Annotated in this window: 20 protein-coding genes; 12 read left to right on the top strand and 8 right to left on the bottom strand. The window is 66.9% G+C overall.

Annotated features, from left to right (window positions below; translation table 11 throughout):
- Positions 1 to 2 precede the first annotated feature (2 nt).
- The 3 genes from fabG to tadA are packed head-to-tail and all read right to left on the bottom strand — an operon-like array spanning position 3 to position 1,733.
- A complete protein-coding gene (fabG, locus tag IPK20_17725; GenBank protein MBK8018374.1) occupies positions 3 to 743 on the bottom strand; it encodes a 3-oxoacyl-ACP reductase FabG in 741 nt (246 codons plus the stop codon).
- A 46-nt stretch (positions 744 to 789) separates the two neighbouring features.
- Positions 790 to 1,293, bottom strand: a complete 504-nt coding sequence (locus tag IPK20_17720) for a L,D-transpeptidase (GenBank protein ID MBK8018373.1) — start codon at positions 1,291 to 1,293, stop codon at positions 790 to 792.
- Positions 1,290 to 1,733: a tRNA adenosine(34) deaminase TadA gene (gene tadA, locus IPK20_17715; protein ID MBK8018372.1), complete on the bottom strand. Its 444-nt coding sequence runs from the start codon at positions 1,731 to 1,733 to the stop codon at positions 1,290 to 1,292. Before tadA ends, IPK20_17720 begins: the two co-directional genes overlap by 4 nt.
- A 218-nt stretch (positions 1,734 to 1,951) precedes the next feature.
- On the opposite strand from tadA, the gene IPK20_17710 reads away from it, so the two are divergent.
- Genes IPK20_17710 through IPK20_17700 form a run of 3 tightly spaced genes read left to right on the top strand, consistent with a single transcriptional unit; the run spans position 1,952 to position 3,982 of the window.
- Positions 1,952 to 2,737, top strand: coding sequence for a helix-turn-helix domain-containing protein (locus tag IPK20_17710; GenBank protein MBK8018371.1), 786 nt, complete (start codon positions 1,952 to 1,954; stop codon positions 2,735 to 2,737).
- Complete coding sequence (locus IPK20_17705; protein MBK8018370.1) at positions 2,734 to 3,078, top strand: hypothetical protein; 345 nt, start codon at positions 2,734 to 2,736, stop codon at positions 3,076 to 3,078. The genes IPK20_17710 and IPK20_17705 overlap by 4 nt, the downstream gene beginning before the upstream one ends.
- Positions 3,071 to 3,982 carry an alpha/beta fold hydrolase gene (locus IPK20_17700; GenBank protein ID MBK8018369.1) on the top strand — a complete coding sequence of 304 codons (912 nt, stop codon included), beginning with the start codon at positions 3,071 to 3,073 and terminating at the stop codon, positions 3,980 to 3,982. The genes IPK20_17705 and IPK20_17700 overlap by 8 nt, the downstream gene beginning before the upstream one ends.
- A 137-nt stretch (positions 3,983 to 4,119) precedes the next feature.
- On the opposite strand, the gene IPK20_17695 is transcribed toward IPK20_17700, so the two are convergent.
- The gene (locus IPK20_17695) at positions 4,120 to 5,043 is read right to left on the bottom strand and encodes a helix-turn-helix transcriptional regulator (protein MBK8018368.1); all 924 of its coding nucleotides are present in this window, start codon (positions 5,041 to 5,043) and stop codon (positions 4,120 to 4,122) included.
- Between the two features lie 197 nt (positions 5,044 to 5,240).
- Between IPK20_17695 and IPK20_17690 the strand changes: the two genes are divergently transcribed.
- Positions 5,241 to 6,008, top strand: a complete 768-nt coding sequence (locus IPK20_17690) for a nuclear transport factor 2 family protein (GenBank protein MBK8018367.1) — start codon at positions 5,241 to 5,243, stop codon at positions 6,006 to 6,008.
- A gap of 86 nt (positions 6,009 to 6,094) precedes the next feature.
- On the opposite strand, the gene IPK20_17685 is transcribed toward IPK20_17690, so the two are convergent.
- A complete protein-coding gene (locus IPK20_17685) occupies positions 6,095 to 7,270 on the bottom strand; it encodes an acetyl-CoA C-acetyltransferase (protein ID MBK8018366.1) in 1,176 nt (391 codons plus the stop codon).
- Between the two features lie 114 nt (positions 7,271 to 7,384).
- Positions 7,385 to 8,920, bottom strand: coding sequence for an FAD-binding oxidoreductase (locus tag IPK20_17680; protein ID MBK8018365.1), 1,536 nt, complete (start codon positions 8,918 to 8,920; stop codon positions 7,385 to 7,387).
- 84 nt (positions 8,921 to 9,004) lie between these two features.
- On the opposite strand from IPK20_17680, the gene IPK20_17675 reads away from it, so the two are divergent.
- Positions 9,005 to 12,490 carry an indolepyruvate ferredoxin oxidoreductase family protein gene (locus IPK20_17675; GenBank protein MBK8018364.1) on the top strand — a complete coding sequence of 1,162 codons (3,486 nt, stop codon included), beginning with the start codon at positions 9,005 to 9,007 and terminating at the stop codon, positions 12,488 to 12,490.
- A 223-nt stretch (positions 12,491 to 12,713) separates the two neighbouring features.
- On the opposite strand, the gene IPK20_17670 is transcribed toward IPK20_17675, so the two are convergent.
- Positions 12,714 to 13,016 carry a hypothetical protein gene (locus IPK20_17670; GenBank protein ID MBK8018363.1) on the bottom strand — a complete coding sequence of 101 codons (303 nt, stop codon included), beginning with the start codon at positions 13,014 to 13,016 and terminating at the stop codon, positions 12,714 to 12,716.
- 219 nt (positions 13,017 to 13,235) lie between these two features.
- Here IPK20_17670 and IPK20_17665 point away from each other — a divergent pair, with 219 nt between their 5' ends.
- The 7 genes from IPK20_17665 to IPK20_17635 all read left to right on the top strand — a co-directional run bounded on the left by IPK20_17665 (position 13,236) and on the right by IPK20_17635 (position 21,906).
- Positions 13,236 to 13,994, top strand: a complete 759-nt coding sequence (locus tag IPK20_17665; GenBank protein ID MBK8018362.1) for an SDR family oxidoreductase — start codon at positions 13,236 to 13,238, stop codon at positions 13,992 to 13,994.
- 69 nt (positions 13,995 to 14,063) lie between these two features.
- The gene (locus tag IPK20_17660; GenBank protein MBK8018361.1) at positions 14,064 to 15,329 is read left to right on the top strand and encodes a ribulose-bisphosphate carboxylase large subunit family protein; all 1,266 of its coding nucleotides are present in this window, start codon (positions 14,064 to 14,066) and stop codon (positions 15,327 to 15,329) included.
- Positions 15,330 to 15,331: 2 nt separating this feature from the next.
- A complete protein-coding gene (locus tag IPK20_17655; protein ID MBK8018360.1) occupies positions 15,332 to 16,681 on the top strand; it encodes a four-carbon acid sugar kinase family protein in 1,350 nt (449 codons plus the stop codon).
- 103 nt (positions 16,682 to 16,784) lie between these two features.
- On the top strand, positions 16,785 to 18,764 hold the full coding sequence (locus tag IPK20_17650; protein ID MBK8018359.1) for a TRAP transporter large permease subunit: 1,980 nt from the start codon (positions 16,785 to 16,787) through the stop codon (positions 18,762 to 18,764).
- 36 nt (positions 18,765 to 18,800) lie between these two features.
- The gene (locus IPK20_17645) at positions 18,801 to 19,817 is read left to right on the top strand and encodes a TRAP transporter substrate-binding protein (protein MBK8018358.1); all 1,017 of its coding nucleotides are present in this window, start codon (positions 18,801 to 18,803) and stop codon (positions 19,815 to 19,817) included.
- 100 nt (positions 19,818 to 19,917) lie between these two features.
- Positions 19,918 to 20,697 (top strand): SDR family oxidoreductase, encoded by a 780-nt coding sequence (locus tag IPK20_17640; GenBank protein ID MBK8018357.1) that lies wholly within the window; start codon positions 19,918 to 19,920, stop codon positions 20,695 to 20,697.
- Positions 20,698 to 21,036: 339 nt separating this feature from the next.
- Positions 21,037 to 21,906: a PEP-CTERM sorting domain-containing protein gene (locus IPK20_17635; protein ID MBK8018356.1), complete on the top strand. Its 870-nt coding sequence runs from the start codon at positions 21,037 to 21,039 to the stop codon at positions 21,904 to 21,906.
- A gap of 62 nt (positions 21,907 to 21,968) precedes the next feature.
- Here IPK20_17635 and IPK20_17630 read toward each other — a convergent pair whose 3' ends face one another.
- Positions 21,969 to 22,802 (bottom strand): class I SAM-dependent methyltransferase, encoded by an 834-nt coding sequence (locus tag IPK20_17630; GenBank protein ID MBK8018355.1) that lies wholly within the window; start codon positions 22,800 to 22,802, stop codon positions 21,969 to 21,971.
- Positions 22,803 to 22,895: the final 93 nt, after the last annotated feature.

Genomic DNA, 22,895 nt, shown 5'->3' with positions numbered 1-22,895 from the left:
TCTCACATGGTCATGCCGCCACTGACCTCGAGCACCGCTCCATTGATGAAGGAGGCTTCCTCCGACGCCAGGAAGGCGTAGGCGTTCGCGATGTCCTCCGGCTGGCCCAGTCGCCCCAGGGGAATCCGTTCGCGCATGCCGTCCAGCACCTTGTCGGGGATGCCCGCGATGATCGGCGTGGCGACGACGCCCGGACATACGGCATTCACCCGGATGCCCTTGCGCCCCAGTTCGCGCGCCCACGTCTTGACGAAGCCGATCACGCCGAACTTGCTCGCGGCGTAGTTGGTCTGGCCGAAGTTGCCGTAGATGCCCACGATGGACGAGGCATTGAGGATGACCCCCGAGCCCTGCTCCACCATGATGTCCACCACTGCCCGCGCGCAGTTGTAGGTGCCCTTGAGATTGACGTCGATGACGCGGTCGAACGCGGCATCGGACATCTTGCGCAGCTGGGCATCCATCACGATGCCTGCATTGTTCACCAGCGTGTCGATGCGTCCGTACTTCGCCATCGTCGCCTGCACCATGGCGTCGATCTGCGGTCGCTTGGTCACGTCCACGATGAACCCGAGCGCCTCCCCGCCTTCGGCCTTCACCTTGGCCACCGTCTCGTCGACGGCGTCCTGGCCCACGTCGCACACGATCACCCTGGCGCCTTCGCGCGCGAACTTGAGCGCCGTGGCCTGGCCGATGCCGCGTCCGGCGCCCGTGATGATCGAGACCTTGTCCTTCAGTCGCATGAAAAAGATTCCTTGTCTGTGTCAGTGAAGCGGGACCTGCGGGGCCTCACCGCTCGAACGGCGGCAGCGGGCCCTCCAGGATGCTCACGCGCGTGCCGGCGGGCACGGCGTCGAACAATTCGGCCAGTTCGGCGTTGCGCATGCGGACACAGCCGATCGAACCGGGTCTGCCCAGCTCGGTCGTGTCCGGCGTGCCGTGGATGTAGATATAGCGGCGCATCGTGTCCACATCGCCGAGCCGGTTGAAGCCGGGTTCGCAACCCGACAGCCAGAGGATGCGCGTGAGGATCCAGTCCCGACCCGGGAAGCGCTGTGCCAGTTCGGGGCCGTAGATCTCCCCGGTGGGACGCCGCTTGACGAATACCGTGTTCAGCGGGGCTCCGCCGCCGATCTTTGCGCGGATCACGTGTTCGCCGCGCGGCGTGCAGTAGCTGCCATTGCGTTCGCCGGCCCCGTTCTTCGACGTGGACACTGCATACGCCTTGACCAGTTCGCCCCCGTCCAGCAGCTCCAGCCGCTGCTGTTCGAGCGAAATGCGCACGGTCTTCATTCGGGCGTGCTCCGGCGCCGGTCACGGAAGAAGGCGCGCAACTGGTCCGCGCATTCGTCTGCCAGCAGTCCGCCGGTGACCGTGGCGTGGTGGTTCAGACGCTCCTCTGCGAAGAGATCGACCACGCTGCCGCAGGCGCCCGTCTTGGGGTCCGGGGCGCCGAAGACCACCCGGGCGACCCGGGCGTGCATGATGGCGCCGGCGCACATCACGCAAGGCTCGAGAGTGACGTAGAGCGTGGTGCCGGGAATCCGGTAGTTGCCGAGCGCTTGCATGGCCTGCCGCAGCGCCTGGATCTCCGCGTGGGCCGTCGTGTCGTGGCTCGCGATGGGATGATTGGACCCGCGTCCGAGAATCCGCCCGTCCTGCACCAGCACCGCACCGACCGGGACCTCCCCCGCCAGGGCCGCCTGTGCGGCGAGGGACAGGGCCTCCCGCATGAATGCCTCATCCCCGAGTTCTCGCGAGGCTGCCTGTTCCCAGGCCGGACTTGCCTGTCCCACTGCCGGATTCCGCCGTCGGTGCGTTCGAAAGGCCGCGATTATAAGAGCGGGCGCACCTTCCGCTCACGCAAATCCACCGCTGTCCCGCCCCATCCGCCACCTCCGCCCCCCCGCGGATTGACGCGTCCATATGTGACCGGATAGTCTCATATCCGATGAGCAGGGAAAACGAAGCGGTCTGGAAAGCGCTGTCGGATCCTGTCCGGCGCAGCATTCTCGATCTGCTTCGGACGGGACCGCAGACCACCGGTGCACTGTCGGCGCAGTTCGACCAGACGCGCTTCGGGGTCATGAAGCACCTCAAGGTCCTGGAGGCTGCCCGGCTCGTCCTGGTGGAACGGCGCGGAAGGGAACGCTGGAATTTCCTCAACGCGGTGGCACTCAGGCAGGCAACGGACCGGTGGCTCACGCCCTTCCAGGACGCATGGGCTCACCGCCTCGCAAGACTCGAACAACATCTGGAAAGAGGGACAGGGGGAATGACGACAGCGACGGGGCTGGGCCTGGACGTGCGGATGGAGGTGCGCATCGCGGCCGGCAAGGCGCGGGTATTCGAAGCGCTCACACGGGAGATCGGGGCCTGGTGGGTGCATCCCTATCGCCAAGCGGGTCCGGACAGCCGTCTGCGGCTGGAGCCGGCCATCGGCGAAGCGATGATCGAGACCGGGCCCGGTGGACACGAAGTGATCTGGGGCTACGTGGAGGAGATCCGGGTACCGGACCTCCTCTATCTCTCCGGCCGCTTTGCCGTCGTGAACGCGATCGCCGGCCGCGTGCATCTGGATCTCTCGGAAGATGGAGGCGAGACGATTCTGCGCGTTTCGCACACCGCCATCGGTAATATTGACGACGGGATGCGCGCGAACTTCACGGAAGGCTGGCGCGACCTGCTGGATGTGCGGCTCCGCGCTCACCTGCGAGGGGTTGGGGGTCGGCCGTGAAGAAGGACGCCATCGAACACGATACGGCCCTCTTCCGGGCGCTCATGGAATCCTGCAGGGCCATCGATCCCCAGGTTCGCGCCGGCATCATGTTCGGCTGTCCCGGCGTCTTCCACGGCCGACGCATGGCCGCCTGCGTCTACGGAGAGGCCATCGCACTGCGAATACCGCAGGAGGCCGCGCAGGGAGCGATCGACGGCGACCGCGCCGTACGATTCCAGCCCGGCGGACGCCCGCCCATGCGCGAGTGGATCGCGCTCTCCTGCCCTGCGGACGCGCTGGGTTCGGTGGAGGATCTCCTCGCCGTGGCCGTGCGGTACGCGGAGATCAACAATGAGTGAGTGGGCCGCCGACGAAGCCGAGCGCCGATTCGGGCTGGCGCCGGGAAGCTTTCCCTTCGCCAGCCGCTTCGTCGACGTGGCGGGCCACCGCGTCCACTACGTCGACGAAGGACAGGGCCCCACCCTGTTCATGCTCCACGGCAATCCGACGTGGAGTTACGTCTACCGCCATCTGATCGCGGACCTGCGCCGCGACTACCGGTGCGTGGCCATGGACCTGCCCGGCTTCGGGCTGTCCGAAGCCGCCGCGGGCTACGGATTCAGGCCGGACGAACACACGCTCGTGGTGGCCGAGGTGCTCCGGCGCCTGGACATTGCCGATGCCACCCTCGTTGCCCACGACTGGGGCGGGCCCATCGGGATCGGCGCCATGGGGCAGGCCTCGGGCCGCATCACCCGGCTGGCGCTCGGCAACACCTGGGCCTGGCCGGTCAACGGAGACCTGCACTTCGAGTGGTTCTCCAAACTGCTGGGGGGGCCCCTCGGGCGGTGGGCCGCGATGCGGCACGCCATCTTCGTGAACATGCTCATGCCCTCGACGATGAAGCGGCGTTCGCTCAGCGACGAGGAGATGAAAGCCTATCGCGCGCCGTTCGCCGACCGTGCCCGCCGTGTCCCCATGCACGTCTTCCCTGCCCAGATCACCGGCGCGGGGCGATGGCTCGCCACGGTCGAAGCGACCGCCAGACAGTTCCGGGGGCCGATGCACCTCCTCTGGCCTTCGGAGGACATCGCCTTCCGCGCCAGGGAACTCGCGCGCTGGAAGCGCCTCTGTCCGCAGGCAACCGTCACGCACATCGAGCGCTGTGGGCATTTTCTGTGGGAAGACGCATCGGATGAATGCGTCGCCGCGCTGCGCTCGTTCCTGGTGACCAGGCGGGGCGCGGAATCGATCGCCGCCTGAGCGGCGGCCAGCGTCGTTCAGCATCCCCGTCTCCCGGGTCACGGGCGAACGGTTCAGGCCAGACACTGCGCGGTTCGCGCCGGCCTCCGGGAAAGTCCGATCGATGTACCCGACCGCGCCCCAGGACCGGAGGGTTCCTAGCCGGTTTGCGTCTGGTCCCGGCGGAAGCGGCCCGGCGTGCATCCTGCCTCCCGCCGGAAGAATTTCACGAAGTTGCTCGCCTCCTCCATGCCCAGGCGTTCCGCGACGACAGCCACGGGTAGATCGGTGTGGACCAGCAGACGCTTGGCCTCCAGCACGATCCGCTGCGCGATGTACTGCTTTGCCGTGACTCCGGCCATCGCCATGCTCAGCCGGTTCAGGCTTCGTTCCGAGTAGCCCAACCGCTGCGCGTACTCGGCGACCCGCTGCACGCGGGTGAAATCCTGTGCCACCGCGTCGCGGAAGCGCTCGAAACGTGCCGCGTGACTTCCCCGCAGGGGCGTTCGAGGCGACTTCTGCCGATCCGCGATGGCCAAACGGGTGAGCACTTCCGCCAGCTGGCAGCGGAGCAAGGCGTGACGCTCCGCCGCCGTCCACGGCTGGAGGCTGTCGCGCCGCATGCGCGCGAGACCGTCGAGTGCCATGCGATGGGAGATCGGATCGAGCCGCATATGGCCGGGAAGTTCGTCCAGGCGGGGTCCTTCGAGCGCTTGCCCCTTTCCCTCTGACGAAAGCACCGGTCGAAGGAAGTCCGGCTCGAACAGCACGATCCAGGCGTCCCACTCCGAGCCCGGATCGAATCGCTGCGTCTCGCCGTTACGCACCAGCACCCAGGTTCCCGGACTGCATGGCGCCGGAACGAAATCCACCCAGTGGGTGCACCGTCCGCGAGTGATCGCCATCAGCAGGCAGAACTCGATGCGCTGCGCCCTCCGCAGCGTGTCCGCCTCGTCCCGTCGCCGCAGTTCCGACATGCGGAAGAGTTCCAGCTTGAGCCCGTACTCGGCCGGAGGACGGTACGCAAGGCGGATCGGCTCCTCGCGAGCTTCGGACCGTTCTGTCCGATTTATACCATTCACGGTCCGATCCTCACCTCGCGGAGGCCACGGCCAAGGAACACACTGAACTGTCTCATCTCACTGGAGCTGCCATGAAGAAGCACGACCTCGCAATCCCCCGGATCCACGCCCGGCGCCATGCCGTAGGTGCGCTTGTCGCGACAGCCGCGCTTGTTTTCACAATTTCACCGTTTTCTACCCATGCCAAGGACTCTGCCATGGACACTTCCCGCAAACAACAGGTCGCCGACCTGCTGAAGAGCATCGAGACCGGGGATCCGGCGCCCGCCGCCGTGGTCAATCCGGCCAAGTACATCCAGCACAATCTCGCGGTCGCGGACGGAATCGCGGGCTTCGCTGCCCTGCTTGAGGCGCTCCCCAAGGGATCGGCCCGGGTGAACACGGTCCGCCTGTTGCAGGACGGCGATCTGGTGGTAGCTCACACGGAGTACGAGTTCTTCGGTCCCAAGATCGGCTTCGACATCTTCCGCTTCGAAAACGGACGGATCGTCGATCACTGGGACAATCTGCAGGCGCGGCCGGACAAGCCGAATCCGAGCGGCCGGTCCATGACGGACGGGCCGACCCGCATCGATCCCTCCGCCGATACGGCTGCGACCAAAGCGCTGGTGGGCGCATTCGTCGACGACATCCTGGTGCATGGACGGATGGAACGGCTCGCCGGATACTTCGATGGGGACGCGTACGTGCAGCACAACCCGCAGGTGCCGGGCAAGGTCTCGGGCCTGGGCGGTGCCCTGCAAGCCATGGCCAAGGCAGGCATCACGATGCGCTACGACCGTGTGCACAAGTTGATCGGCGAAGGCGATTTCGCGCTGGTGGTGAGCGAGGGGGAGTTCGCGGGCAAGCCGGTCGCGTTCTACGACCTGTTCCGCGTGCAGGCCGGAAAGATCGCCGAGCACTGGGACGTCATCGAGCCGATTCCGCCCCGGGCGGAATGGAAGAACGGCAACGGAAAGTTCTGAGTGAGCCCGCGGTCCGGTGCAAGGGGCACCGGACCCGGGTCCGCGCTGGCGACGTGCGGCGAGCAGCCGCCTTGTCGTTGCGCCCGTTACAGACGCTCGACGATCGTCACGTTGGCCATGCCCCCGCCTTCGCACATGGTCTGCAGGCCGAAACGCTTGCCGTGGCGGTGCAGCGAGTGCACGAGCGTGGCCATGAGCTTGGCGCCGGTGGCGCCGAGCGGATGCCCCAGCGCAATGGCCCCCCCGTTGACGTTGAGCTTCGCGGGATCCCCGCCGACGGTCTTGAGCCACGCCATCGGCACGGGCGCAAACGCCTCGTTCACTTCGTACAGATCGATGTCGTCGATCTTCATCCCCGATCTTTGCAGCGCCCGCCGAGTTGCCGCGAGCGGCACGTCCAGCATCACGACGGGATCGTAGCCGAGCACGCTCATGTGATGGATGCGCGCCAGCGGCTTCGCGCCCAGCGCCTTCAACCCGCGCTCGTTCACGACCAGAAGACCGCTCGCGCCGTCGCAGATCTGGCTGGCGTTCGCCGCGGTGATCACGCCGCCTTCCCGCAGCAGCTTCACGCTCTGGATGCCAGTGAGCGACGCATCCTGCCGCACGCCCTCGTCGACCGTGTGCATCTCTCCCGTGCCCGGTTCGTTCGCGGGCCGCACCTCTACCGGGACGATCTCCGACTCGAACGCGCCCGCCTTGATGGCGGCGGTCGCCTTGCGGTGACTGTTCAGAGCGAACTCGTCCAGCGCATCCTTGGTGAAGCCGTGCTGCTTCGCCATCATCTCGGCCCCCGTGAACTGGCTGAAGTCCTCGGGGTAGCGGCTGCGCAGGCTGCAGTCCTGGTAGAAACCCATGCCTGCCTTCTGCGCGAGGATCGACGCGCTGAACATCGGCACGCGGGTCATGCTCTCCACACCGGCAGCGATCACGACGTCGTTCACGCCCGCCATCACCGCCTGCGCCGCGAAGTGCAGCGCCTGTTGCGACGATCCGCACTGCCGGTCGATGGTCGTGCCGGGCACCGTCAGCGGCAGCCTGGACGCGAGCACCGCGTTGCGGGCCACATTGACCGCCTGCTCGCCCACCTGCATGACACAACCCATGAAGACGTCGTCCACGAGCGCCGGATCGACGTGGCTGCGCGCCACCAGCGCGTCGAGCACCTGGGCGGCGAGGTCCACGGGATGCCACCCGGCGAGTCTGCCACCACGGCGGCCGCCTGCCGTACGGATGGCGTCTACGATGTAAGCCTCAGACATTTCCAGTTCCTTTCGTTGGTTGCCACATGCTTGGCGTGCCCGTCATCGCCCGACGGCGGGCAGGCGCGCGCAGGTCGCCCTCGGCTGCAACGCCGGAAGGCCCCTCCGCTGCCGTCACGCGCCGCTGGAGAATACTCCACGAAACGCGTGCGTCCCCGCCCTTCTGCCGAAGAGGCCGGCTCGTTCACGCAGGCGCGATCGGCGTGAGGATCCGTCCCGGATTGAGGATGCCCCGGGATCGAGTGCCTGCTTCAGCGCGCGCATCGTGGCGACCTCGGCTGCGCTTCGTGTATGGCGCAGAAAGTCGCGCTTGAGTACCCCGATCCCGTGCTCTGCCGACACCGAGCCGCGGTATTCGCTCATCAGCGAGTAGACACTTTCCTCGATGATTTCGAACAGTTCCGGACGGTCCTCCAAACGGTGGACGCCGATGTGGAGGTTGCCGTCGCCCACGTGGCCGAAGACGATCGTGTCGCACCGGGGATCCAGCGCAAGCACTGCTGCATCGAGCCGGTTCACGAAGGGCTCCATGTCGGCTACGGGCACGCTCACGTCGAAGGGCACGAGCGGCACCATCAGGCGCGCCACTTCGACAGAGATGTCGCGGAGGTGCCAGAGATGTTCGATCTCCGCCGCCGATTTCGCGATCACGGCATCGATCACCGCACCCCCCTCGATCGCCGACTGCAGCGTCGCTTCGACGCGGCCCGTCATGGCCGCCGCATCGGTGCCCGAAGCCTCCACGAGCGCGTAGAAAGGATGTCCACCGGCAAGGGGAGGCGGCCGGCCCGCCACGCGAAGAGCGCGCGAATAGTACGAATCCCACATGACTTCGAACGCCGTCAGCTCGCCTCCCAGACCGGATCGCACCCGCCGCAGCAGCGACCTCACTGCGGAGAAGTCCGGAAGGCAGCACAGCGCCACGGCTCGCTCTGCCGGCTTGGGCATGAGACGGACGATGGCCCGGGTGATGACGCCCAGCACGCCCTCGCTGCCGATGAAGAGCTGTTTCAGGTCCGGCCCGGTGTTGTTCTTGATCACGGGCGTCAATCCATCCAGCACGGTACCGTCGGCCAGCACGGCCTCGAGGCCGATGACCAGTTCACGCGTCATCCCGTAGCGGATGACCCGGTTCCCGCCGGCGTTGGTGGCAATGTTGCCTCCGATCGTGCAGCTTCCCCTGCCTCCCAGATCCAGCGGGAACAGGAACCCCAGCGGATCCACGTGCTCCTGCAGGGTCTGAAGGATCACGCCCGCCTGGACCGTGGCCATGCCCGCGTCGGCATCCACCGATTCGATGGCGCACATGCGTTCGAGAGACAGCACGGCTTCGCCTGCTCGCGGAAGCTGCCCCTGGGCAAGCCCGGTGCGGCCGCCCTGCGGCACCACGGCGATGCAGGCCGCATGACAGATCGCCATCGCCCGCGACACTTCACCGGTGTTCTGCGGTCGCAGCAACGCCAGCGGCCGTTCTCCGCGATGGCCGGCCACGTCGACGAGATACCGCTCCTCGACGTCTGCGCCGTCGAGAAATCCGCGTTCGCCCAGCGCGTCGCGCAAGGCTTGTCTTGCCTGCCGTTCATCCACTCCCGTGCCTCCTCTCCTCGCGGCCCGATCGTAGAACACCTGAGGTCGGAGCGCGATGGACACCGGTTCGGGCCTCTCTCCGGGCACCCGTCCGGCCCGGGCCGTCTGTCGCGCCTACAATCGGCATCCCACGGAAGGATCGAACCCATGAATCTTCGCGACGTATCCCTCGACGACAAGTTCGCGGATCCGGCCAGGCCGGCGTTGATGAGCGGCCCCCAGGCGCTGGTTCGCCTGCTCATCACCCAGCGGCAGCGGGACCTCGCTGCGGGGTTGAACACCGCCGGATTCGTGAGCGGCTACCGCGGCTCCCCCCTGGGCTATGTCGATCAGGCGATGTGGGACGCCGCGAAGTGGCTGGAAGAGAACCGCATCGTCTTCCAGCCGGGCATCAACGAGGATCTGGCGGCGACGGCCATCTGGGGGACGCAGCAGCTGACGGTCGCCAGGGACGCCACGGTGGATGGCGTGTTCTCGCTCTGGTACGGCAAGGGGCCTGGCGTGGATCGTTCGGGAGATCCCCTCAAGCACGGCAACTACACCGGCAGCCACCCGAACGGGGGCGTGCTGGTGCTGCTTGGCGACGATCATCCCGGCAAGTCCTCCACCATCGCGCACCACAGCGAGCAGGCCATGGTCGCGCACCAGATGCCGGTCGTGTACCCCGCGAACGTCGGCGAACTGGTCCGTTACGGTCTCCTGGGCTGGGCACTTTCGCGCTACGCGGGATGCTGGACCGCCTTCAAGTGCGTGAACGAATCCATCGAGCAGACCGCCACGGTGGCTGGCGAAACCGGCCTGCAGATCGCGACGCCGCCCAAGGGCGAACTGCCACCGGAGGGCCTGTATTACCGCGGCGTCTATGCGCCCGCGCGCGACGAGATGATCCACAAGCGCTACCGGCTTCCGCTGGTGCAGAAGTTCTGGCGCGCCAACCGCGTGGACCGCAGCGAGTTCGGGGTCGCAGCACCGCGGGTGGGCATCGTCACCGCGGGCAAGGCCTACGGCGACGTGATGCAGGCGCTGCGTCACCTGGGCATCGACGCCGGCCGTGCCCGCGCGCTCGGCGTGGATGTCTACAAGGTGGGCCTCATCTGGCCGCTGGAGCCGGAAGGATTGCGGGAGTTCTGTGCCTCATGCGCGGAACTCTTCTTCGTGGAAGAGAAGTCCGCGTTCATGGAACCGCAGGCGGCCGCCCTGCTCTACAACGACGAACGCCGTCCCCGCATCGTCGGCAAGCGCGACGAGCAGGGCAACACGCTGCTGCCTTCGGACGTGCAACTGGACTGGCTGGAGGTGGCGCTGGCCATCGCCCGCCGCCTCGAGGCCAATGGTCTGGCCGATGCCGCGGTGCAGGAACACATCGCCCGGGCGCAGGCTCTTTGCCACTCGGCCCTCTCCGTGGCCGATGCCACGCCCAAACGCCTGCCGTTCTTCTGTTCCGGCTGTCCGCACAACACGTCCACCAACGTGCCGGAGGGCAGCCTCGCCACGGCAGGCATCGGCTGCCACGGGATGGCGATGTGGGCCAAGCCAGGGACGACGCTGCTGGGAACCCAGATGGGAGGCGAAGGGGCGACCTGGGCCGCCCTGCAGCACTTCACGTCGCGCAAGCACATGTTCCAGAACCTGGGCGACGGGACCTATTACCACTCGGGCCTGCTCGCCATCCGCCAGGCCATCGCGGCGAAGGCGAACATCACCTACAAGATTCTCTTCAACGACGCCATCGCCATGACAGGCGGGCAGCCGGTCGAAGGTCCGCTGTCACCTGTGCTGATCGCCCAGCAGGTGCTGGCCGAAGGCGCCCGGAAAGTGGTGCTCGTGACGGAGGACCCGTCCCGCTATGCGCAGGGGGCCCTGCCGGCAGGGGTGCCGGTGCACCCTCGCAGCAAGCTCGACGAGGTTCAGCGGGAACTGAGGGAGGAACCCGGCTGCACGGTCATCATCTACGAGCAGACCTGCGCGGCGGAGAAGCGGCGGCGGCGCAAGCGCAAGGCGCTGGAGGATCCACCCGTGCGCATGGTGATCAACGATGCGGTCTGCGAAGGCTGCGGCGACTGTTCCGCGAAATCGGGCTGCGTTTCCATCGAGCCGCTCGAGACGCCGCTGGGGCGCAAGCGGCGCATCAATCAGTCGAGCTGCAACAAGGATTACAGCTGCGCCAAGGGATTCTGCCCCTCCTTCGTCACGCTGGAGGGAGTCGAGATGCGCAAGCGCGGCAAGGCCCGCATCGACGAAGCGCTATTCGCTTCCCTCCCCCCACCCCAGGTTCCACCGGTCCCCCCGATCGGCGCGGGCATCATGCTTGCGGGCATCGGCGGTACCGGCGTGGTCACGGTAGGTGCGGTGCTCGCGATGGCGGCGCACCTCCAGGGACTGCAGGCCTCGGTCTACGACATGACCGGCATGTCGCAGAAGAACGGCGCCGTGCTGAGCCACCTGCGGCTGACGTCCGGCAACACACCGATCTCCACCCAGGTCGTCGGCGTGGGCGAGGCGCAGCTCGTGATCGCCTTCGACCTGGTCGCTGCGCTCTCGGAGGAGGCCTATCGCACGCTGTCATCCGAAACCCGGTTCCTCGGAAACAACCGCGTGCAGATCACCTCCGCCTTCAATTTCAATCCCGACGAGAAGATCGACACTGGATTCATCACCCGCAAGATCGAAAGCCGCGTCCTCGGCGGCAACATCGCCTACGCAGACGCGACGGGGATCGCGCTCACGCTCTGCGGCGATGCCATCGGCGCGAACTTCTTCATGGTCGGCGTCGCCTTGCAGAGGGGCTGGTTGCCGCTTTCCATGGAAGCGATCGAGCGTGCCGTGCAACTGAATGGCGTACAGGTGGCGTTCAACCTGAACGCCATCCGGCTGGGCCGCCTGTGGGCGCACGATCCCGGCGCGGTCGACCAGCTGCTTCGGGACAACGGTTTCGTTCCCGTGGCGCCGGCGCCACAGACGCTCGACGAACTCGTCGCGGATCGCGCCAGACGTCTCACGGAGTATCAGAACGGCGCATACGCCGATCGTTTTCTCGCCACCATCCGCAAGGTGCGCGAAGCCGAGGGACGTGTGGCGCCAGGCCGTACCTCACTGACGGAGGCCGCCGTGCGCACGCTGCACAAGCTCATGGCCTACAAGGACGAATACGAGGTGGCTCGTCTGCACACCGATCCGGCGTTCCTGAAATCCATCGAAATGCAGTTCGAAGGCACCCCGACCATGAAGTTCCACATGGCCCCGCCGCTGTTCGCCAGGCGCGATCCGCGCACCGGCCATCTGCTGAAGCAGCAGTTCGGTCCCTGGGTCTTCACGGCCTTCAAGGTGCTCGCAAAGCTCAAGTTTCTCCGCGGTACGGCCCTGGACATCTTCGGACGCACGGCAGAACGGCAGATGGAGCGCAGACTGATCGCCGACTACGAAGCCCTCCTGGAACGGATCGCGGCGAAGCTCGATGCCGGGAATCATGCCGCCGCGGTGGAACTGGCGGGTGTCCCGCAGTCCATCCGCGGATTCGGCCACGTGAAGGAGGCGGCGGTGGCGAAGGCCGCGGAAACCAAACAGCGGCTCCTGATGGCGTTCGAGTCGCCGGCTGCAGAAACCCCGCAGGCGGCGGCCCGGGCCACGGCATAGGTCAGCGGCAGGTGCCGCGGAACCGTCGGCGCCCGCCCCGAGATCTCCGACGCGTGTGGAATGACGATAGGGTGCCCGCTGGACCAAGTGCGGCTTCACGGCAGTCCGGAAGCCGGAAGGCTCAAGGACAGAAGGCCCCGGCGTGTTCCGCCCGGGGCCTTCTGCATTCATGGGCGCGAGTCGCTGCGTTCGGTCGCTGCGTTCGGTCGCCGCGCCCGCGCCCTCAGTCGTGATCCTTCCTGCCCCGGCGATCGTGCCGGATCTCGCGCCGGTCGCGCTTGACTTCGCGCCGGTCGTGCCGCAGTTCATGGGTGTCGCGGGCGATCTCCCGCTTGGACGCCCCCTCGGCGACGTCCTCCTTCAACTCCCGCCGGTCTTCTCTGCGTTCTCGCCGGTCCTCACGCAGTTCCTTCCGGTTCTCCCGCGCTTCCTGTGCGCCGTTTCCCTGCGCCTGATCGTCTGCCATGACGGGCGTCACGGCACCCACGACTGCCAGCACGGCAATCCCCAGCAACAGCTTCGACATGAAACCTCCTTTGGTTGATCTTCCCTGGTCCGCCTCGCCGGCCATCTTGCGGGCGGTTGCAGGCGTAACGGCAGACGCCTTCAAGCGGTTTACGGCAGATCCCATTGATTGGCCCGCGCGGACGGAAGGCCCGGCGCGATCGGGCCACTCGATGGCACGGCGACACGCTGGCCGGCGGGCGTAGAATCCGGCCGCCGTCAATCAAGCACGAGGACACACATGGAGCCACACCCGCCCACGGCCATCATCACCGGCGGTGCCGGTGGCATCGGCGAAGCGACCGCCCGAGCGCTCGGTGCGCGCGGTTTCACCACGGTGATCGCCGACCTCCAGACCGAAGCCGCCGAAGAGACCGCCGCCCGGCTGGTGGCGGAAGGCATCCCCGCCACCGCGGTCACGCTCGACGTCACCGATCCCGCCAGTGCCGCCGCCATGGTGGCTGCGGTGCTCGCGCGTCACGGCCGGATCGACGTGCTCATCAACAACGCGGGCATCGAGAGTTCGCGTCCGTTTCTCGAACTCACCCTCGACGACTACGAACGCGTGATGCGGGTCAACACGACCGGCGTCTGGATCTGCTGCCAGGCCGTGATCCCGGTCATGCTGAAACAGGGCAAGGGGTCCATCGTCAATCTGAGTTCCGTGGCCGGTCAGCGCGGCGGTGGATTGCTGGGCACGGTGGCCTATTCGACCTCCAAGGGCGCGGTCATCGCCATGACAAAGGGCCTGGCGCGCGAGTTCGCCAAGTCGGGCATTCGCGTCAATGCCATCTCGCCGAGCCTTACCATGACCGCCCTGGCCGAAAGGCAGCTCCAGCGCCTGCCTCAGGGTACACTCGACAGAGTCATAGGCATGACGCCCATGGGCCGCGTGGCCCAGCCGCCCGAGATCGCGGCCGTCGTGGCCTTCCTCGCTTCCGACGAGGCTTCGTTCGTTACCGGACACGTCTACAACGTCGACGGCGGCAGCGCGATGTGACGGCGGAGGCTACCGCCTCCCTCTCTTGGTTTCCGGCGCTCACGAGGCGCCGTCGGCAAAGGACGCAGCATGACTGATGACCGCGTGGTCGCGGCGTATCTCATCGAGACGCCGCATTCGCTGGAACACGCCGCCGAGGTGATCGCCGGCGAGCAATCGAGCGGGACCTTCGTTTCCGTGCCCGGAGAAACGGTGGAATTGAAGGAGCGCTATGGCGCACGGGTCGAGCGGATCGAGCCGCGCGAGTCCGTCGCGGCACCGAGCCTCCCCGGATCCAAGCCGCCGAGATCCGCCGCCGGCGCGCCTTCGTACCGCCGCGGCATCGTCCACATCTCCTTTCCGCTCCACAATTTCGGCCCGTCCCTGCCTGCGCTCATGTCGACCGTCGCGGGCAATCTCTACGAGCTGCAGGAACTGTCCGGTGTGAGGCTGCTGGATCTCGAGTTGCCCGCCGCGTTCGCGCAGCGCTACCCCGGCCCCGGTTTCGGGATCGACGGGACCCGCAGGCTGGCGCAGGTGGAAGGCCGGCCGGTGATCGGCACCATCATCAAGCCGAGCGTGGGGCTGGCGCTGGACGAATTCGCGCCGCTCGTGCGCGATCTCGCCCTCGCCGGTCTGGACTTCATCAAGGACGACGAGCTGAACGCGGATGGTCCCTATGCACCGCTCGCGGAGCGCGTCGGCGTGGCCATGTACGAGATCGAGCGTGCGGCGGATCACACGGGACGCAAGGCGATGTACGCCTTCAACATCACCGGCGACATCGATCACATGCTCCGGTCGCACGACCTGGTGCGCGACGCGGGCGGCACCTGCGTGATGGTCAACGTGAACTGTGTGGGGCTTGCTGCCGTGGCCCATCTGCGGCGGCACTGCGAGCTCCCGATTCACGGTCACCGTGCCTGGTTCGGCGCGATGGCGCGCGATCCGATGCTGGGCATGGGCTTCACCGCCTTCCAGAAATTCTGGCGGCTGGCCGGCGTCGACCATCTTCACGTGGGCGGCTACGGCAGCAAGTTCTACGAGAGCGACGAAGAGGTCGGCCGGTCCATCCGCGATTGCCTCGCCCCGATGTTCGGCGGGTACCGCGTGATGCCCGCGATCTCGTCCGCCCAGTGGGCGGGCTCGGCGATGGACATCTACTCGACCACGGGGACCATGGACGTCGTGCATCTGGCCGGGGGCGGGATCATCGCGCATCCCGGTGGAACGGCCGCGGGCGTGCGCAGCATGCAGCAAGGGTGGGAGGCCGCAGTAGCGGGCGTACCTCTCGCCGAGTACGCGGCCACCCGTCCCGAGCTGAAGGCGGCGATCGACAAGTTCGGCAAGCGCTGACCATGAACACCGAACGCCTGCTCGCCTTCTACGGCGACGACTTCACCGGCTCCACCGATGCCATGGAGGCCCTCGCGCTGTCCGGGCTGCGCACCGTGCTGTTCCTGGCGCCGCCCGACCCTGCGCTCATGCGGGGCCGCTTCGCCGACGTGCGCTGCATCGGCGTGGCGGGGACCAGCCGCGCGATGACGCCCGCGGAAATGGACACCGAACTGTTCCCGGTCCTGCGCTGGCTGTGGAAGCTCGGGGCCCCGCTGTTGCACTACAAGGTGTGCTCGACGTTCGATTCCTCTCCGGCAATCGGCAACATCGGCCATGTCGTGGAATTCGCGCGGCGCGAGTTGAATTCGGAGGACGCCGTCCAGATCCTTGCCGGTGCGCCGCCGCTGCGCCGCTTCACCCTCTTCGGCAACCACTTCGCCGCCGCGGGGCCGGAGATCCACCGGCTCGACCGGCATCCGACGATGTCACGTCACCCGGCGACACCGATGCTGGAATCGGATCTGCGGCAGCACCTCGCAGCGCAGACCCCGCTCCCCGTATCCCTCATGAATCTCGTGGACCTCGACGGTGAGGATGCCTCCGTCGATGTCCGGTTCAGTGCGCGGATGCGGGAAGGCGCCGGCATGCTGCTGCACGACGTGCTCGATGCTCCGCGCTTGCGGCAGTCGGGCCGTCTCATCTGGCGCGAGGCGCAGGTGAGGCCCCAGTTCGTGGTGGGTTCGTCGGGCGTCGGCTATGCGCTCACGGCGCACTGGAGATCCACCGGGACGATTCCTGCCGGTCGGGCGCAGTTGCCGCGGATCGAACCTGTGAAGCAGCTGATCGCGATGTCGGGCAGCGCTTCGCCCATGACCGCACAGCAGATCGGCTGGGCCGCCGAACACGGATTCGAGACGATCCGGGCCTGCGCGGAAGATCTGGTCGACCCTGTCCGCGCAGGACCGGCTCGATCGGTGCTGCTCGACCGCGCCCTGTCCGCGCTCGCCTCCGGACGCAGCGTGCTTCTCTACACGGCCTCCGGCCCGGAGGATCCCAGCATCGGCGCCACACGAGCCTTGCTGGGCAGCGGCGGCACCGCCCGGCTGCTCGGAGCGGAACTGGGCCGGCTCGCCCGCGAGCTGCTATCGCGGACGGGGCTGAGACGTGTGGTGATCGCGGGGGGCGACACGTCGAGCTACGCGACTCAGGAGCTGGGTCTCTACGCCCTCGAAATGCAATCCGAGCTGACGCCGGGTGCGCCGCTGTGCCGGGGATACAGTGCCGACGCCCGTTTCGACGGCCTCGAAATCGCCCTCAAGGGCGGCCAGATGGGTGATGCCGACTACTTCGGCCGGGTGCGGGACGGGTGATGTTCCGCTGAACGCTGGACGGGCGCTGCTCGCGGCCCTTTCACAACCGTGCGAGGAACGCAGCCGCAACCCTGGCGCGTGAAGCCCCGGAACAGGACAGCGCATGAAGAAGGCTTCCGGGACGAGGCGGGCGGCGTACGATGCCGGCCAACGCCAGCCGAAGTCTGGGCGAGGCAAGCCCCGACGGGAAAGAACGAAAACGAGGGACGGAGGATCCGTGAAGCACGAACAAGACGCGCGCAATGGAAGCGCGGCAAGGGGGCCGCTGGCCTTCGCCGACCGGCTGCTGGGCTGGATTACCGAGCCCATCGTGGCGCTGCTGGTGATCGCCGAAATCGTGATCCTGTTCTCCGGGGTGGTGGCGCGCTACGTCCTCGAATCCCCCCTCGTGTGGACGGACGAACTCGCCTCCATGCTGTTCCTCTGGCTTGCCATGCTCGGTTCCGTGGTGGCCCTGCGCAAGAACGAGCACATGCGGATGACGGCGGTCGTCGGCATGGTCGGCCCGAAGACACGCGCATTCCTGGATGTGTTCGCCCTGGTCGCCGCTCTGGCGTTCCTCCTGCTGATCGTGGAACCGTCGTTCGAGTTCGCCCGCGACGAACAGATGATCACGACACCGGCGATGGATATTTCCAACGCCTGGCGCGCGGCGGCCCTGCCCGTCGGTTGCGGTCTCATGATCGTCGCGGCACTTGTCCGGCTGCTGCGGGCGGGCACATGGCGGCGTTTCATCGCGGCCGCGGCGATGGTGGGCGTGGCGATCGGCATCGTTCTGGCGCTGGGTCCTGTATTGCGCGGCCTGGGCAACGCCAACCTCCTCGTGTTCTTCGTGGGCGTCGTCTCCGTCGCCGTGTTCTCCGGCGTTCCCATCGCGTTCTCCTTCGGGCTCGCGACGTTCGGCTACCTGGCGGTGACCACCGACGTGCCGATGCCTGTCGTCGTGGGCCGCATGGACGAAGGGATGTCGCACCTCATCCTGCTCTCCGTGCCGCTGTTCGTGTTCCTCGGCCTGCTGATCGAGATGACCGGCATGGCCAAGGCGATGGTGAACTTCCTCGGCAATCTCCTCGGTCACGTGAAGGGCGGGCTCTCGTACGTGCTGGTGGGCTCCATGTACCTCGTGTCGGGGATCTCAGGTTCGAAGGCGGCGGACATGGCGGCGGTCGCGCCCGTGCTGTTCCCCGAAATGCAGGCCCGTGGCGCCAAGCGGGGTGATCTCGTCGCCCTGCTCTCCGCCACCGGTGCGCAGACCGAAACGATCCCGCCGAGCCTCGTGCTCATCACCATCGGATCGGTGACCGGCGTATCGATCGCGGCGCTCTTCACCGGCGGCCTGCTGCCGGGTCTGGTGCTGGCCATCACCCTGTGCTGCGTCGTCTGGTACCGCTACCGGCACGAGGATCTTTCGGCGGTGAGGAAAGCGACGCGAGGCGAGATCCTCAAGAGCCTCGTCGTGGCGTCCCCCGCCCTCGCACTCCCGTTCGTCATCCGTTCCGCGGTCGTCGGTGGCGTGGCCACGGCCACGGAGGTCTCCACCATCGGCATCGTCTACGCCACGCTGGCGGGACTTGTCATCTACCGCCGCTTCCCGTGGCGCCGGCTGATGCCCATGCTTGTCGAGACCGCGGCGCTGTCGGGGGCCATCCTCTTCATCATCGGCGCCGCGACGGGCATGGCGTGGTCGCTCACCCAGTCCGGCTTCTCGCAGGATCTGACGGAAGTCATGGCCCACCTGCCCGGGGGTGCCGCCGGCTTCCTCGCGGTATCCGTCGTGGTCTTCATCGTCCTGGGCAGCGTGCTGGAAGGGATCCCCGCCATCGTCCTGTTCGGGCCGCTGCTGTTCCCCATCGCCCGCGAGGTGGGCGTACACGAGATCCACTACGCCATGGTCGTCATCCTGTCCATGGGGGTGGGTCTGTTCGCACCGCCGTTCGGGGTGGGGTACTACGCGGCCTGCGCCGTGGGGCGCGCGTCGCCGGACGAAGGCATGAAGCCCATCGTGGGTTACATGCTGGCGCTGATCGCGGGCCTGATCGTCGTCGCGGCCGTGCCCTGGATTTCCATCGGGTTCCTCAAGTAGACCCAACCCATCGCTCACAAGGGAGGATTCGAAAAAATGTCCCACTTCAACCGCCGCCGGTTCGTGCAAGGCACCGCGGCCCTGTCCGCCGGCGCGCTGGCCGGGGTGTCCGGGCGCGCGAGCGCCGCGGAGTTCGTCTTCAAGTACGGCAACGACGTCCCGGCCACGCACCCCATGTCCGTGCGCATCAAGGAGGCGGCGGCCAAGATCCTGGAGGAATCCGGTGGCCGCGTGGAGATCCGCCTGTTCCCCAACAACCAGCTGGGCGGCGACACCGACATGCTGTCGCAGCTCCGTTCCGGCGCCCTGGAGATGTTCACGCTGTCGGGAAACATCCTCGCTACGCTCACCAAACCCACGTCCATCTACGGCATCGGCTACGCCTTTCCCGACTACAAGCACGTATGGGACGCCGTCGACGGCGACCTGGGCAACTACATGCGCGGCGTGATCTCGAAGATCGGCATCCATCCCCTGGACAAGATCTTCGACAACGGCTTCCGCCAGATCACCACCAGCACCAAGCCCATCAACACGCCGGACGATCTGAAGGGCTTCAAGATCCGCGTGCCGGTGAGCCCCCAGTGGACGTCCCTGTTCAAGTCGCTCGGTGCATCGCCCACGTCCATCAATTTCAGCGAGGTGTATTCGGCGCTGCAGACCAAGATCGTCGATGGGCAGGAAAACGCCCTGCAGCTCATCGACATCGCCAAGCTCTACGAGGTGCAGAAGTACGTCTCCATCACCAATCACATGTGGGATGGCTTCTTCTTCCTCATCAACGGCCGGATCTGGGCCAAGCTGCCGCCGAACCTGCAGGAGATCGTCGCCCGCAACATCAACGCCGCGGCGATCAAGGAGCGCGAGGACCTCGTCAAGCTCAACTCCATCTCCGAGGACAAGCTCAAGAAATCCGGGATGGTCTTCAACAAGACCGACCCCGCCGCCTTCCGGGCCGTGCTTTCGAAATCGGGCTACTACAAGGAGTGGAAGTCCACCTACGGCGCGGAGGCCTGGGCGCTGCTCGAGAAGTACACAGGGCCGCTGGGCTGACCCCGGCTGCTTCCTTCACTCGTTGCTCCCGCGCCGAGATGCGGTCTGACCCACAGCGCCTGCGTCCTGGCGCCGGAGCCCCACCATCGGATTCCTTCGCATGACCTCGAACACACCGAACACCGCCCGCGTCGCGCTCGTCACCGGTGCCGCCAAGGGCATCGGCGCCACCATCGCCCGTCGTCTCGCACAGGATGGCCGCCTTGTCGTGATCGGCGACATCGACGAAGCCACGGCACAGGGGACCGTCGACGAACTCTCCCGGGACGGGTTCGCGGCCGCCGCCGTCCGCCTCGACGTCGCGGACGCCGCGTCGGTGGCTTCCGCCTTCTCGTACATCGAAGGTCGCTGGGGCCGCTGCGACATCGTGGTGAACAACGCCGGCATTGCCAAGGCTTTTCCGTTCGTCGACTTTCCCCTGGAGAACTGGCAGGCCCATCTCAACGTGAACCTCACCGGCGCCTTCCTGTGCTCGCAGCACGGTGCGCGGTTGATGATGCGCGAGGGATGGGGCCGCATCGTCAACATCGCGTCCGTCGCCGGACTTCGTGCCGTGGGCGTGGGGCGCACCGGGTACGGAACCTCCAAGGCGGCGATCATCGGTCTCACGCGGCAGATGGCCGTCGAGCTGGCCGCTCATGGCATCACGGCCAACGCCATCGCGCCCGGTCCGGTCGACACGCCGATGACCCGCGTCTTCCATTCGCCCCAGTTCCGGCAGATGTATACCTCCGCGATTCCGATGAAACGCTACGGCACCCAGGAAGAGGTCGCCGACGCCGTGGCGTACGTCTCGTCGGAGGGGGCCGCCTATGTCACGGGAACCGTGATCCCGGTGGACGGCGGCTTCATGGCCTCGGGTGCGCACCGCTGGGAGTGAGGCACCCACGATCGAACGGAGGATGAGGGTGCTCTGCCTGGCATCCTGCGCACCCTCGCCTGCGTGAGCTGTCGACGCGGCGGACGGGCTGACCATGAGTGGCGACTCCGGGATGAGCCGGCGGCCGCGGGTTTCCGGACTGCCCGGCTTCCACCCTGCCACCGGGGTCGTCCCCGGACTGACCCGCGGGTCGGTGTGGAGAGCGTCGGAAGAACTTACACACGCTCGCCGCCCCAGCAACCGCTTTCGCGCGAACCCCTGCCACACAAGGAAATCCGGTTTCGGGCACGTTTCGTGGGTATGTCCGGGCCGATCACTCCAACAACACACAACAAGACCATGAACCCAGGGAAAATGCTGCGCGCCATCGTGGGCGCCTGTCTCGCCACCGCCACAGCCAGCGCCTTCGCTCTCGACGTCTCCTACGCCGATTTCGCCGACGTCTCCGGTCTCAAGCTGAACGACCGGGCGAACACGGTGGGCAACGCCGTCACCGACGATCAGGGCCGCAAGGTGCTCCGCCTCACGGACAACTACGGGCAGAAGGGTTCGGCCTTCATGACCTCGGCGTTCTCCCTCGCCGACGACATGTCCTTCAGCACCTATTTCCAGTTCCGCATGACCCAGGGCGACGGCTTCTACGAGGGGAGCGAGTACCCGGTCAAGGGAGCGGACGGCATCGTGTTCGTCGTCAACGCCCAGAACGACTGGACCGGTGGGGGCGGCGAGGGCATGGGCTACAAGGGTTACTGGGCGGGCCTGGGCGTGGAATTCGACACCTTCAACAACGGCACGCACGTGGACTCCGACGGCAACCACGTGGGCATCGACCTCGACGGTTCCGTGAACTCCGTGGCCCGCCAGCAGGTGACGCCGCTGTTCAACAACGGGCAGGTCTGGAGCGCCTGGGTGGATTACGACGGCGTGACCGACATGCTGGAAGTCCGTGTGGCGCAAGGCGGAGCCGCCCTGCGCCCCGATGCAGCCACCCTGAGCTACGAAGTCGACCTCTACGAGAAGGTCTACCAGCAGGACGTCTACTTCGGCTTCACCGCGGCGACCGGGTCGCTTCGCAATCATCAGGACATCCTGCGCTGGGAGGTCGAAACGATTGCGGCCCCGGTGCCCGAACCTGAATCGCTGGCCCTCCTGGGCATGGGCGCCCTGCTCCTCGGGGCGCGCACGCGGATTCTCGGCCGACGCCGCTGATCCTGCCCCGCACTCCCGCTCCGAAAGGGCCGGCCTACGACGCCGGCCCTTTTTCATGGCGTTCAGCGCTTCACGATCACCACTTCCAGATACTCCGCGGGGGCCACGAGCGACCTCTCGCCGGCCACGTTGAACTCCGCGAGCAGTTCGAGGATGTCGCGTTCCATCGCCTGCTGTCGTGACTCGTCCAGTGCTGCGAACGCCTTGTGCGTGGGTCCATAGTATTCGCGGAAGATCTGCACCCAGTGCTCGGCCGAGCGATAGCGGAAGTTGAAGTTGCGCCGTTCGCAGCGGATGTCCGCGGCTTGCGGCCCGAACAGTTCCACCAGATGCGGTTCGGACCCCCACAGTGCCGGTGACTTGACGCCCGCCGGCGGCGGCACATGGGCGCCGATGACCTTGAACAGACGGCCGATCAGTCCTTCCGGTGTCCAGTTCGCAAGACCGATGCGTCCGCCGCTTCGCGTCACACGCAGCATCTCCGACGCGGTCCGCTCGTGCTGCGGTGTGAACATGGCGCCAAACGTGGAGAGCACGGCGTCGAAGGCACCATCGTCGAACGGCAGCGCCTCGGCGTCCGCCACCTGGAAATGCACCGGCAGGTGCTCGGCCCGTGCGCGGTCCTTGCCCTTGTCCAGCAGCGCCGGCACGTAGTCCGTCGACGTCACCTCGGCGAAACGTCTCGCCGCCGCCAGAGTCGCATTGCCGTTCCCGGCCGCGACGTCCAGCACCTTCTCTCCGGCGCAGATGTCGGCCGCCTCGGCCAGCGATTCGCCCACGATCTGCAAGGTGGTGCCGATGACCGCGAAGTCGCCGCTGGCCCAGGTGGCCTGCTGCTTCTGCTTGATGGCGTCGAAATCGGGCACGTTCGTGCGAAGTGCGAAAAAGTCGTTCATGGTTTTCTCCGTGTCGTCAGGGGTCGGTTCGCCACGCGGGAACCGGCTCCGCTCGGTGCGAATCACCGTTGGCGGCTGCGGATGCCATGGTCG

It is taken from the genome of Betaproteobacteria bacterium (assembly GCA_016713305.1).
Lineage (GTDB): Bacteria > Pseudomonadota > Gammaproteobacteria > Burkholderiales.
Note: the sequence above shows the minus strand (reverse complement) of the source record. Positions and strands in the feature narration are given on the sequence as shown.